General features: G+C 67.8%; 10 protein-coding genes. 5 read left to right on the plus strand and 5 right to left on the minus strand.

Translation table 11 applies throughout. The annotated features are described in order from the left end of the window. Positions 1-76 precede the first annotated feature (76 nt). Positions 77-520, minus strand: coding sequence for a hypothetical protein (locus DT603_RS15650; RefSeq protein ID WP_162350922.1), 444 nt, complete (start codon positions 518-520; stop codon positions 77-79). 247 nt (positions 521-767) lie between these two features. Between DT603_RS15650 and DT603_RS15655 the strand changes: the two genes are divergently transcribed. The 3 genes from DT603_RS15655 to DT603_RS15665 all read left to right on the plus strand — a co-directional run bounded on the left by DT603_RS15655 (position 768) and on the right by DT603_RS15665 (position 3,430). Next, positions 768-1,376: a DUF1579 domain-containing protein gene (locus DT603_RS15655; RefSeq protein WP_162350923.1), complete on the plus strand. Its 609-nt coding sequence runs from the start codon at positions 768-770 to the stop codon at positions 1,374-1,376. Positions 1,377-1,632: 256 nt separating this feature from the next. Further along, a complete protein-coding gene (locus DT603_RS15660) occupies positions 1,633-2,076 on the plus strand; it encodes a DUF2231 domain-containing protein (protein WP_162350924.1) in 444 nt (147 codons plus the stop codon). Beyond that, positions 2,069-3,430, plus strand: coding sequence for a PQQ-dependent sugar dehydrogenase (locus tag DT603_RS15665; RefSeq protein WP_162350925.1), 1,362 nt, complete (start codon positions 2,069-2,071; stop codon positions 3,428-3,430). The genes DT603_RS15660 and DT603_RS15665 overlap by 8 nt, the downstream gene beginning before the upstream one ends. Positions 3,431-3,505: 75 nt before the next feature. Here the strand turns inward: DT603_RS15665 and DT603_RS15670 are convergent, their stop codons facing one another. Next, positions 3,506-4,891, minus strand: a complete 1,386-nt coding sequence (locus DT603_RS15670) for an SPFH domain-containing protein (protein ID WP_211368486.1) — start codon at positions 4,889-4,891, stop codon at positions 3,506-3,508. A gap of 101 nt (positions 4,892-4,992) precedes the next feature. Then, on the minus strand, positions 4,993-5,772 hold the full coding sequence (locus DT603_RS15675; protein WP_162350926.1) for a sterol desaturase family protein: 780 nt from the start codon (positions 5,770-5,772) through the stop codon (positions 4,993-4,995). A 98-nt stretch (positions 5,773-5,870) separates the two neighbouring features. Between DT603_RS15675 and DT603_RS15680 the strand changes: the two genes are divergently transcribed. Further along, positions 5,871-6,902 carry a GlxA family transcriptional regulator gene (locus DT603_RS15680; protein WP_162350927.1) on the plus strand — a complete coding sequence of 344 codons (1,032 nt, stop codon included), beginning with the start codon at positions 5,871-5,873 and terminating at the stop codon, positions 6,900-6,902. Between the two features lie 75 nt (positions 6,903-6,977). Here DT603_RS15680 and DT603_RS15685 read toward each other — a convergent pair whose 3' ends face one another. Continuing rightward, complete coding sequence (locus tag DT603_RS15685; RefSeq protein ID WP_246191892.1) at positions 6,978-9,566, minus strand: ATP-binding protein; 2,589 nt, start codon at positions 9,564-9,566, stop codon at positions 6,978-6,980. 402 nt (positions 9,567-9,968) lie between these two features. Between DT603_RS15685 and DT603_RS15690 the strand changes: the two genes are divergently transcribed. Next, on the plus strand, positions 9,969-11,324 hold the full coding sequence (locus tag DT603_RS15690; RefSeq protein ID WP_162350928.1) for a pyridoxal phosphate-dependent decarboxylase family protein: 1,356 nt from the start codon (positions 9,969-9,971) through the stop codon (positions 11,322-11,324). A 587-nt stretch (positions 11,325-11,911) separates the two neighbouring features. On the opposite strand, the gene msrA is transcribed toward DT603_RS15690, so the two are convergent. Then, entirely contained in the window at positions 11,912-12,448 is a 537-nt protein-coding gene (msrA, locus tag DT603_RS16000; protein WP_211368487.1) for a peptide-methionine (S)-S-oxide reductase MsrA, read from the minus strand. Positions 12,449-12,964: the final 516 nt, after the last annotated feature.

Genomic DNA, 12,964 nt, shown 5'->3' on the forward strand with positions numbered 1-12,964 from the left:
ACCCCACCCCACCCAGCCGTAAAAAAGCCGCCCCGGGGGCGGCTTTGTCTGTCACAGCAACGCGGCTGTCCCGGGACTACTTGAACACCAGCTCGCGCAACAGCTCGCTGCCCAGCACGGTGCGCATGACGGTGCGCTTGCCGGAAGCCTCGTCGGCCTGCTTGTAATTCATCTTGGTGACCTTGGCCTGGATCGGGTCCATCTTTTCGTCGATGCCGTCGAAGGCCGCCATGTTCGGATAGGTGACGACCAGGTACAGGTCGGCTTCGTTCGGGTTGTGCGCCTGGGCGCTGTAGACATGGTAGTCGGTGACCAGGCCGGCTTCCTTGGACGCGTCCTGGACCTTGCGCCAGGTTCCATGCAGGTACGCCATGTAGTTCTCGAACTGCCCATCCATGACCTTGATGGCGCTGACCACGATGACCGGGCCATCGGCATAGGGCTTCTGCTGGGCAAGGGCCGGTGCGGCGGCGGCAATGGCGAGGAACAGGCATAACAGGCTTGCGTACGTGCGTTTCATGGAGTGCTCCCTCTGGAAGAGCCATGCGGACACCCGCATGGCGTGACCGCCTCCCCTGTCCGGCGGGTCGCACGTGGCCCAACGCGGTGAAGCGCGGGAAACGGCCAGCGGTTCGCCTGATGCCGCCGGATGCCCGGCTTGCGCGCGCTGCCCTGGGAATTCCAGCAAACGACCTTTTCACACGCGCAAGGCACCGACTGGCGAACATGTCGGCACTGTCCATTCCCGCCCACCTAGGAGAACGAACATGACCCGCATCCATGCCATTTCCATTTCCCTTGCCGCTTCGGCCCTGTTGCTCGGCGGCCCCCTCGCCGCCGAAACCGCAGCGCCGCAGATGACGCCTGAAATGAAGGCGATGATGGAGGCCTACCAGAAAGCCGGCACGCCCGGCGCCGAACACCAGAAGCTGGCCGCCATGGCCGGCACCTACGACCTCACGGTCAAGAGCTGGCACACACCGGGCGCCGAGCCCGCCATCGACGCCGGTACCGCCACGCGCAAGCTGATCCTGGGCGACCGCGTGCTGGTGGAGGACGTGAGTTCGCAGATGATGGGCCAGCCCTACACCGGCCAGGGGCTGCACGGCTTCGACAACGTCACCGGCAAGTACTGGTCGACGTGGAACGACAGCATGAGCACCGGCCTGATGGTCAGTGAAGGCAGCTGCGACGCCAGGTTGTCCTGCGCCTTCACCGGCACCTACCACGACCCGGTCAGCAAGAAGCCGCAGACCGCGCGCATGACGACGCGCTGGACCGACCCGAACACCGAGGTGTTCGAAATGTACGCACCCGGCCCGGACGGAAAGGAATCCAGGATGATGGAAATCACCTACAAGAAGCGCGCCCAGTAGCCCAAAAAAAGCCCTTGTAGGAGCGACGCAAGTCGCGAAGCAGTGAAGCCCCGAACAGGCATCGGCTGCGAACTCCACTGCTTCGCGACTTGCGTCGCTCCTACAACGGCCGTGCTCCTGCAAAGGCTGTGCTGCGACGATGCCGACACTGCGTTTACAGCGGCCGGTCTAGATTCACGTGTCTCCTGCGCGCCGCGCCAGCAACTGCGGTCCGGCGGGCTGGCGCCTCCTTCCCTGTCCTTCGAGCAGCCTGCCCATGAGCTCCCTTGCCTCGCCACCTCGTCCGGTGGCGGCCCACGCCATCTACGCGCTGCTCAACCCCATCCCGTTCGGGTGCTTCGTCGCCGCACTGGTGTTCGACATCGTCTACCTCCGCAGCGGGGTGATGCAGTGGGCCAAGGGGGCCGCCTGGCTGCTCGCGATCGGCCTGGTGTTCGCGGTGGTGCCGCGCCTGCTCAACCTGGCGCGGGTCTGGTTCACCGCGCGTCACCTGGCGACCCGCACCGACAGGTTCGACTTCTGGCTGAACCTGTTCGCGATCGTCGCGGCCATCTTGAATTCGTTCGTGCACAGCCGCGACGCCTACGCCATCGTGCCGGCCGGGCTGTGGTTGTCGGTGCTCACCGTAATCCTGCTGTGCATCGGCGCCGTGGTGGTTGCCGTCCAGGGCATCCGCCAGGGGAATACCGGCCATGAATAAGCGTCTTGTCCGCAACGCGGTGTCCCTGGCCCTGGCGGCCATGCTGGCCGGATGCGCCGGCGATGCCGCGCTGGAGCCCGCGCAGCAATCCGGCAGCAGCCCACCCCTGCCCCAGGCCAGGAATTTCCTGGTGCCGCCCATGCAGGTTCCCGAAGGCGTCGGCTGGAAGCAGGGCCAGGCGCCCACGGTCGCCGCAGGCCTGAAGATCGAGAAGATCGCCGCCGGCCTGATGCATCCGCGCCAGCTGTACGTGCTGCCCAACCACGACGTGCTGGTGGTCGAATCCAATGGCCCCGGCACCGAACCGGTCACTACGCCCAAGCAATGGATCGCCGGCAAGATCAAGGGCCGCTCCGGCAAGGGTGGCAAGGGCGGCAACCGCATCACCTTGTTGCGCCGCAAGCCCGGTGCAGGCGGTCAATGGGAGCAGCATGTCTTCCTGGAGAAGCTCAACTCGCCGTTCGGCGTGCAGCTCATCGGTGACTGGCTGTATGTCGCCAACACCGACGGCATCGTCCGCTACCCGTATGCCGCCGGCGCCACCCGCATCAGCGCGCCGGGGGTGCCGTTCGCGGACCTGCCCGATACGCTCAATCACCACTGGACCAAGGCCTTGCTGGCCAGTCCGGATGGCAGCAAGCTCTACGTCGGCGTGGGTTCCAACAGCAATATCGGCGAGAACGGGCTGGAAGTGGAATACCGGCGCGCCACCGTGCTGGAAGTGGATGTCGCCACCGGCGGCAGCCGCGTCTACGCCTCGGGCATACGCAACCCCACCGGCCTGCAATGGGAACCGCAGACCGGCAAGCTGTGGGCCATCGCCAACGAACGCGACGAGATCGGCGCCGACCTGGTGCCCGATTACCTGACCTCGGTGCAGGACGGCGGCTTCTACGGCTGGCCCTACAGCTACTACGGGCAGCACGTGGACACCCGCGTCATGCAGCAACGTCCCGACCTGGTCGCCAGGGCAATCACGCCCGACTACGCGCTGGGCTCGCACGTGGCCGCGCTTGGACTGTTGTTCTCTCCGGCCAATGCGCTGCCGCTGCAATACCAGGGCGGCGCCTTCGTCAGCGAACACGGCAGCTGGGACCGCTCGCCATTGAGCGGTTACCGGGTGATCCATGTGGCGTTCCGCAATGGCAAGCCGGTCGGCGTGCCACAGGCGGTGGTGACCGGCTTCTATTCCCCCGACCAGTCACAGCTGTACGGCGCACCGGTCGGGCTGGCCCAGGACGAGCAAGGCGCCCTGCTGGTCGCCGATGACGTCGGCGACGCGGTGTGGCGGGTGACTGCCAGCACGCCCGTAGTGGAAACCCAGCCTGCGGTAGAGGCCTCCGCGTCAGGATAGGCACAGTAGGGCCGATCCTGCAGGCCGCCGGTTCGTCCGCGACCGCTGCCGGCGAATCGCGGATTCCCGTACCTACTACGGCTGCTGCTTCTCCACGAACCTCTGCAGCAGCTTCTTGCCTTCCGGCGACTGCGCCAGGCCTTCCAGCATGCTCGCCACCGCAGTGCCGCCATCGGCCGAGAACAGGTCCATGACGCTGGACAGGCCCTTGCCGGGGGTGCCGGCGTTGGAGATCACCTTGACGTCGGCCGACTTCAGCGCCTCCGCCTGCGCGGTGCCCACCGCCTGCGCCGCTTCGATGTTGCGGATGCCGAGCAGGTAGGTCTGGTAGCCCTGGTCGCTGCCGATCTTTTCGGCCAGCTTGATCTGCGCGTCCACCGGCGCCATCAGGATCGCGGTTTCCGCCGAACCTTTGGCTTCGCCCTCCACCGCGATGCCCTCGGCATTGCGCTTGGCCGCCTCCAGCTTGCCCTCGGCGGTCAGCACGGTCTGCTGCTTGCTGCCTTCGGCCGAGACAATGGCCACCTGCTTGGCCGCGTCGGCCTGCACGATCGCCACTTCCTTGGCCTGGGCGGCGGTGATCACCGCGACCTCGCGATTGATCTCCGCGCCACGCACGCTCTTGACCTGGGTGACGTCCATTTCCTTGGCCGCGGTTTCGCGCTGCTGCACCTTGACCTGCTGCGAGGATTGCTCATTGGCCACGCCCACGTTCTTTTCCTTTTCCGCGGTGCGCAGCCCCACCTGCTCGGCCGCCTGCTGGCGCGACATCTCGATTTCGCGGGTGGCGGCGATCTCGGCCATCTCGGCCTGGCGGGTGTTGTCGGCCACCACCAGGCGCGACTCGCGCTCGATGCCCGAGGTGCGCTTGGCCATGATGTTCTGGATGACCTCGCTCTCCTTGGAATCGCGGATGTCCATCAGCTCGATGTTCTTGATCGCCTCCACGCCCCATCCGCCCAGTTGCGGCGTCACTTCCTTGGTGAAGGCTTCGCCGAAGCGGCTGCGGTCAAGCATGATCTGGTCGATCTCGTGCGCGGCCAGCACGGTGCGCACGGAGCCCTGCACGATGGCGGTCAGCTGTTCCTTCAGTTCCTCGAACGAGGCCACGCGCTGGGCGGCGGTGTTGGAATCGCTGATGCGGAAGAAGGCCATGACATGGACCAGGAACGGCACGCGCTCCTTGTCGTAGGCGGCGTAGTCCGGCAGGTCGATGGAGAAGTTGGACACCGGCAGGGTCACCCGCACCAGTCCAATCATGGGAATGCGCGACGGCCATTCGTAATAGGTGTTGCTGGCGAAGCCCTTGCCGTAGGACACCGTGTTCTTGCGGGTCTGCACGATGTGCACTTCGTTGACCGGCACCACCCGGCGCAGGGCGATGGTCCAGAAGAACAGGCCAAGGCCGATGACGGCCAGCACGACAGCGACGGCGACCAGAAGCAGGGACATGCCGAACATGGGAAATCCTGGGGTGTCTGCAAGGACGGCCAGTATAGGGGCGACCCTTTGCCCCGGCCGCCGCCGCCGTGCCTGCCGACGCGCCTGCACGGAACCGCGGATCAGCGCGTGCCGGCGGTGGCGGCCGACGCCCGCGGTTCGCTCACGTCCCGGGCCAGGCTCATCTCTAGCACGCGCAGCGAAGCGCCTTCATGGAAGCCGGTCTCCGGCGCGAAGTCGCGCGGATTGCGGAACGTGCCGAACAGCATGTCGAAGACCGGCAGTTCGGAATAGTTGTCGCGATGGCGTCCGCGAGCGTGGTGCCACGAGTGGCTTTCCGGACGCTCGATCAGGTAGCCCAGCCAGCGCGGCGTGCGCACGTTGGTATGGGTGAACATGGCCAGCAGGCTTGCCGACAGCAGCGCCACGGTGGTGGCTTGCGGGCTCAGGCCCACCACCAGCGTCAGCGCGATGCTGGCCACCGCGGTCCAGCCCGCTGTTTCCAGTGGACTGAACCAGAACGCGCTCAAGGTGTCCAGGCGTTCGGCGCTGTGGTGCATCTGGTGGAAACCGCGCCAGGCCCAGTCATGCGCATGGATGGCGCGATGCCAGCCATAGGCGCAGGCCTGGTAGACCAGCAGGCCGACCAGTCCGCCCGTCCACGCGCCCAGGTGGGCCAGGTCGAACAGCTGCAGCGGCAACAGGTAGCGGCCCCACAACAGCGGCAGGTAGGACGACAGCAGGAAATAGCTGGCGAACACCAGTGGCGCGCGCCAGTACCACCCCGGCACCGCGGGCAGGCGGCGCGCAGGCGCGAGGAATTCCCACAGCATCAGCACCGCGAACAGTGCGAACAGGGCCAGGGACACGGGGTGCAGCAACAATTCGATCGGGCTTGGCATGACGGCATCGGCTTTGGTCTACTGGGGGAGCCGGCACGTTAATGCGCGCGTGCGCCCTGCCCTGCAGCCGTTTCGGACACCAACCGGACATTTCGGCCATGCCCACCATGCAGCCGCTTCCCGTCGCCGCCATCCTCATCACGCCCTACGCCGCGGCCTCGGTGGTCTATGGCATGTACGACCTGTTCCGCTCGGCGGGCCGCGACTGGGGAATGATCCAGCACGGCGTGGCGGGTGTCGGCGTGGTGCAGCCGGTGCTGGTCGCCTCGCAGCCGGGGCCGCAGCCGATCCTGAACGGCGTGGTGATCGAGCCCGAAGCTACCCTCGACGCGATCGGCCTGCCGCAGATCGTCTGCATTCCCGAGGCGACCGGCTACCCGGCGCACGACGTGAGCGGCCAGTACGGCGCCGAGATCGAATGGCTGCGGCGATGCAGCGGGCACGGCTCCATCATCGCCTCGACCTGCTCCGGCGCCGTCCTGCTTGCACAGGCAGGGCTGCTGGACGACCAGGACGCGACCACCCACTGGGCCTTCGCCGAAGTCTTCGCCACGCGCTTCCCGCGCGTGCGCCTGCATCCGCGCAGCGCGCTGGTCGCCTCGGGCGAGGGCCAGCGACTGGTGATGGCCGGCGGCGGCGCGTCGTGCATGGACCTGGCCCTGTACCTGATCGCGCGCGTCGCCGGCCTCGGATGCGCCATCCACACCGCCCGCGTGAACCTGGTCGACTGGCACACCGTCGGCCAGCAGCCTTACGCGCAGCTGGCGCGCTCGCGGCAATCCGAAGACGCGCTGATCGCCGGGTGCCAGGCCTGGATCGCGGAACACTATGCGGAGGCGGCGCCGGTCGCGGGCATGGTCCGGCACAGCCGCCTGCCCGAACGCACCTTCAAGCGCCGCTTCGAGCAGGCCACCGGACTGTCGCCGCTGGATTACGTGCACACGCTGCGGCTGGAAGAGGCCAAGCACCTGCTGGAAGCGGGCGACGACAGCCTGGACGCCATCGCCAACAGCATCGGCTACGAGGACAGCGGCTTCTTCGGGCGCCTGTTCAAGCGCAATGTCGGCATCACGCCGGCCGAGTACCGGCGCCGTTTCGGCGGCCTGCTGCGCATGTTGAAGGCGGGCTGAGTCCGGGGCGGCAGCGCGTTGCCTGCGCCCTGCACCGGGTCTGTGTGCCTGCAGGACGCGACCCCGGATGACCGCCTACTGCTGCGGGCCGATCAGGTCCCTGACCCGATTGGCGAAGATGTCCAGCGCGAACGGCTTGGTGACCACGTGCATCCCCGGCGCCAGATGGCCATGGCTGAGCACGGCATTCTCGGCATAGCCGGTGATGAAAAGCACTTTCAGGTCGGGACGGATCAGGCGCGCGGCATCGGCGACCTGGCGGCCGTTGAGCCCGCCCGGCAGGCCCACGTCGGTGACCAGCAGGTCGATGCGCGCCGTGCCGTTGATCACCTTCAGGCCGGCACTGCCGTCCTCGACCGCGATCACGTGGTAGCCCAAGCCTTCCAGCACTTCACTGACCAGCATGCGGATGGTGGGTTCGTCGTCGATGAGCAGGACGGTTTCGCCTTCCTCGCCCCGCGGTGCTTCCGCATGCTCGGGCGCGAACGCCTCATCCTCCGCCTCGCCGTTGTGGCGCGGCAGGTAGATGCAGACGTTGGTGCCCTGGCCGACCTCGGAATAGATGCCGACCGAACCGCCCGACTGCCGCGCGAACCCGTAGATCATGGACAGGCCCAGGCCGGTGCCCATGCCGATCGGCTTGGTGGTGAAGAAGGGATCGAAGGCCTTGGCCACCACCTCGGGGGTCATGCCGGCGCCACTGTCGGACACGCACAGGGAAATGTACTGGCCCGGCTCCAGCTGCCGCTCCCTGGCGGTGCGATCATCCAGCCAACGGTTGCCGGTCTCGATGGTGATCGTGCCGCCATCGGGCATGGCGTCACGCGCATTGATGCACAGGTTGAGGACCGCGTTTTCCAGCTGGCTGGGATCGATCAGCGAAGGCCACAGGCCGGCCGCATTGACCGTCTCGATCCGGATGCCCGGCCCCACCGTGCGCTGCACCAGTTCCTCCAGGCTGTTGACCAGTTGCTTGATGTCGGTGGGCTTGGGGTCGAGCGTCTGCCGGCGCGAGAACGCCAGCAGCCGATGGGTCAGCGCGGCCGCGCGGCTGGCCGCGCCCTGGGCCGTGGCGATGTAGCGCGGCAGGTCCTGGGTGCGGCCGGCATCCAGGCGCAGCTGCATCAGTTCCAGGCTGCCGGCGATGCCGGTCAGCAGGTTGTTGAAGTCGTGCGCCAGGCCGCCGGTGAGCTGGCCCACGGCCTCCATTTTCTGTGCCTGCCGCAACACCGCCTCCATGGCCATCAGCTCGGCGGTGCGTTCCTCCACGCGCAGTTCCAGCGTCTCCTTGGCTTCGATCAGCGCCGCTTCCCCGCGAATGCGCTGCTCGGCGGTGCGGATGCGCTCGGCGAACTCGCGGATCAGTGACAGGTCCTCGTCTTCCCAGCGCCGCACCTCGTCGACGTTGACGTAGAGCACCGCCACCAGCTTCTGGTTCTCGACGATCGGCACGTTGACGAACGATCGCGCGCTCTTGGCTTCCAGCGCCTGGTGGCTGCCGGCGGTGCGCGGGTCTTCGCGCACATCGCCGATGCTGACGATCTCGTCGGCCTTCAGCGAATCGATGAACGAGCCGTAGTGGCGCAGCTCGAGCACGCCGGCCAGGCTCTCCACCCCGGGTGCGGTCCAGTCCCGCGACACGTGCAGGGTTTCCCGCACCTCGTCGATCGAGGCGTAGCCCACGCGTTGGGCGCCGAGCGCCTTGCCCAGGATGGCGGCGGCCACGAATCCCAGCTCATCGGGGTCGCGCTGGTCGCGGATCACGTCGGTCAGGTCGATCAGGGCCTTGCGCCGGGCTTCGGCGAAGGTCTGGTCGGTGACGTCGAAACCCTCGACGAAGATCCCGGTGATCTGCTGGTCGGCGCCCTTGATGGGCTGGAACACGAAATCCAGGACGCGTGGACTGACCGGCCCCTCCGGCGTGGCCTGCATAGCGAAATGTTCGCCATGCGCCCGATAGGCGATGCCGGTGCGGAATACCTCGTCCAGCACCTGCACGTAGCCCTGCTCGGCGGCGTCGGACATGGCGTCCTTCACCGACTGGCCGATGACCTGGCGGTGGCCGATCAGTTGCTGGTAGGCCGGATTGGTGAGTTCGAAGACGTGCTCCGGCCCGCGCAGCACCGCCATGAACGAAGGCGCCTGTTCGAACAGCTGGGCCAGGCGCTGGCGGTCGGCCGCCTTGACCCGCTCGGCATTCACCCGTTCGGTGGTTTCCACCACGATGGCCAGCACGCCGATCGCCTCGCCGGTTTCATCCAGCACGGGCGAATAGTCCAGGTCCAGCCACAGCTGGCGCGCCTGGCCGTCGCGGTTGAGCGTCAGCTCCATGTCCTTGTAGGACAGGGTCTGGTTGCCGACGAGGACGTGGTTGAGCACGTGGTCGTTGAAACTGGCCACCTCTCGCCAGCCCTGCCTGACCTCCGAGCCGAGCAGGCCCGGATGGCGGTCGCCGGCAAAAGTCGAATAGGCGTCGTTGTAGATCATCACCCCTTCGCGGCCCCACAGGGTCACCAGGGCCACCGGTGACTGCAGCATCAGCGAGACCGTGGCGCGCATGACGGGCGGCCAGGAATCCAGTGGCCCCACGCTGGTGGCGGCCCAGTCGAAGTCGGCAATCAGCTGCCCCAGGGCATCTCCGCCCAGCAAGAATTGATGCTTCAAAAGTGATTCCCGATAAGGCCGCTGTACTGCAATGCGGCCATGGTGAGGGTTTGGCGGGTGAAATGTCCGTTAGCCACCCTCGAGCGTGGCGCCTTGCGCTGCCAGTTGTCCGTACTGCGCCGGAACTGCAGCACGTGTGCGGCGGCCTGCGAACTGCATGGCCCGCTGCATCTGGCGGCCACCATCGCACGTCCCGCGCCCGGTCCGCACCCCATACGCGCTCGACCGACTCCAGCAGCGCGGTGGCTGCCCGAAAACAGCCACGCCCGAACGTGGCGGGCACTTGCGCCTGGCTGGTCCCTGCGTGCTTGTCCGTTGTCACAGGGACGCCCGCCCAACAGCGACCGACCCGCGGGCGTACGCTCGGGGCGCGCCTCTCCTTTCCGCACCCGGAGCAATGCCATGCGCGACCTTCTCACCGACGCCGCCGAACGCTCGATCCGCTACCTGCAGGGGCTCGACGCGCGCGCGGTCGCTCCCGACCCGGCCGCGGTGCAGGCACTGTCCGCGCTCGACACCGCCCTGCCCGACGCCGGCAGCGACCCGCACGAGGTCCTTGCCCTGCTCGACCGCCACGGCTCGCCGGCGACCATGGCCACGGCGGGTGCGCGCTTCTTCGGCTTCGTCATCGGCGGCACGCTGCCGGTCACCCTGGCCGCCAACTGGCTGGCCGGCGCCTGGGACCAGAACGCGGGACTGGACGCCATCACCCCGGCGGCGGCGCGCATCGAGCAGGTGGCATTGCGCTGGCTGGTGGACCTGCTGGGATTGCCCGCCGGTACCGGCGGCGCCTTCGTCACCGGCGCCACCGTGGCCAACTTCACCGCCTTGGCCGCCGCGCGCCACGCGGTGCTGCAACGCGCCGGCTGGAACGTGGAGGCCGACGGCCTGTTCGGCGCGCCACCGGTCACCGTGGTGATCGGTGGTGAAGCCCATCCCACCCTGACCAAGTCGCTGGGCCTGCTGGGTTTTGGCCGCAGCCGCGTGGTCCACGTTCCGGTCGACACCCAGGGCCGCATGCGCGCCGATGCGTTGCCGGACATTGCCGGCCCCACCGTGGTCTGCGCGCAGGTCGGCAACGTCAACACCGGCGCCTGCGATCCGGTGGGCGAGCTGGGCGCCCGCCTCCGCGGCAGCGGCGCCTGGCTGCACGTGGACGGCGCCTTCGGCCTGTGGGCTGCGGCGGCGCCGACGCTCCGGCACCTCGTGGCGGGCATGGAAGTCGCCGATTCCTGGGCGACCGACGCCCACAAATGGTTGAACGTGCCCTACGACAGCGGCCTGGCCTTCGTGCGCCAGCCCGATGCCCTGCGCGCGGCCATGGCCATCACCGCCGACTACCTGCCCACCGAGTCGGCCTTCCGCAATCCGTCCGACTACACCCCCGAATTGTCGCGGCGCGCACGCGGCATCGAGATCTGGGCGGCCTTGCAAGGGCTGGGCAGGCAGGGCGTGGCCGCGATGATCGAGCGCAACTGCCGCCAGGCGCGGCGTTTTGCACAGGGCCTGCGTGAGGCGGGTTTTGAAGTCCTCAACGACGTCGTGCTGAACCAGGTGCTGGTCAGCTTTGGCGCACCGGCGACCACCCAAGCGGTGGTCGCGGCGCTGCAGGCCGAAGGCACCTGCTGGTGCGGCGGTACCGTCTGGCAGGGCCGCACCGCGATGCGCATCAGTGTGTCGTCGTGGGCCACCCGCGATGCCGATGTCGAGCGCAGCCTGGAGGTGATGCTGCGTATCGCGGCGCTACAGGCCGTCTGAATGTCGTCAAGGCGTGATCTAGCCCGGTCAAGGCGAGCTACGCCTGGCACGTGCATTCCAGGGATTAACTAGCCCCGGGTGCGCTCCGCTTACCCGGGCTACCGGACGGCTGCCCCCTTGCGGCGATGTTTAGCCGCGCACGGACCGGCGCGCGGGGTGCGCGAGCCGGCGTGCGAGGTCGCCGGGTCGGCGCGCGGGGTTCGTGAGCCCGCGCGTGGAGTCGCGGAGCCGGCGCGTGGGGTTCGCGACCCCACACGTGGGGTTGCAGAGCAGACGCACGGGGTTCGTGAGCCCGCGCGTGGGGTCGCCGAGCCGGCGCGTGAGGTTCATGAGTCCACGCGTGGGGTCACTGAGCCCACGCGCGGGGTTGGCAAGCCCGCGCGTGGGGCTCCCGAGTCGGCACGCTGGTTTCCCGAGCCGGCACGTGGCAGCGCCGGGGCGCGCCCCGGCTACCTGGGGCGCCTGCGGTCAAAGGCCACGGCCTTGGTGGGCAAGCCGTAGATCCGAGCTTGCCCGGCTGCCGTCACCTGGCTGGCAGGGTTGCCGCGAAGCGCGGCCGGCAGGCCCGGCGCTACAGGGTGGTGCCCCTATTCGCGCATGAAATGGCAGCTGTACCCGCCCGGGTGCTTGCGCAGGTAGTCCTGGTGGTAGGACTCGGCGCTGTACCAGGTCGCTTCCGGTTCAATGGAAGTGGTGACCGGCTGCTTCCACTTGCCGGAGGCATTGACCCGCGCGATCACGGCCTCGGCGGTCGCCTTCTGCTCCGGGCTATTCGGGAACAGTGCCGAGCGGTACTGGGTGCCCCTGTCGTTGCCCTGGCGGTTGAGCGTGGTCGGGTCGTGCAGCTTGAAGAACCAGTTCTCCAGCAATTCCTCGTAACTGAGCACGGACGGGTCGAAGGTGACCCGGATCGCCTCGGCATGGCCGGACTTGCTGTCGTGGGTATCGTCATAGGTGGGGTTCTCCAGCCAGCCGCCGGTATAGCCCACGTCGGTATCCATCACCCCGGGCACCGCGCGCAGTATTTCCTCCACGCCCCAGAAACAGCCGCCGGCCAGCGTGGCGATCTCGCTGCGCGGCGTGCCGGTGCTTGCGTTGCCGCTGGTGTTTTCGTGTTCGCTCATCCTGGTGCTCCTCATCGCGTGGTGTTTCGATAATGGGGGCTGTGCGGGTCCGTTCCAATCATGCTGCATGCAGAGGGCGCCTTCCGTCGCTCCTCTCCTTTTGTGGCGCCCGCAGGGGCAAGGCGAGAAGTGGCCCGGAATCCTCTCCTCTCCCCTTGTGGGAGAGGGTGGCCCCGGGCGCTTTATCCGGGGGACGGGAGAGGGGTGCTCTTCACGATCCACTGCCAGCAGCAGCCTTGAGCAACGACAACAGCACGCATCGCTACGCTCGCGCGCCCTCTCCTGCCCGTTGGGCATCCTCTCCCGCAAGGGGAGAGGAGAAAGCATGCATTGCGTGCGCTTTCCCCGTAGCTGCGTAAAGGTAGAAGTGGCCACGGGATTGTCTCCTCTCCCCTTATGGGAGAGGGTGGCCCCGGGCGCTTTATCCGGGGGCCGGGAGAGGGCGCTCTTCGCGATCCACTGCCAACAGCCAGCCTTGGGCAACGACAACAGCACGCATCGCTACGCTCGCGCGCC

It is taken from the genome of Pseudoxanthomonas gei (genome assembly GCF_010119615.1).
GTDB classification, from domain to species: Bacteria; Pseudomonadota; Gammaproteobacteria; order Xanthomonadales; family Xanthomonadaceae; genus Pseudoxanthomonas_A; species Pseudoxanthomonas_A gei.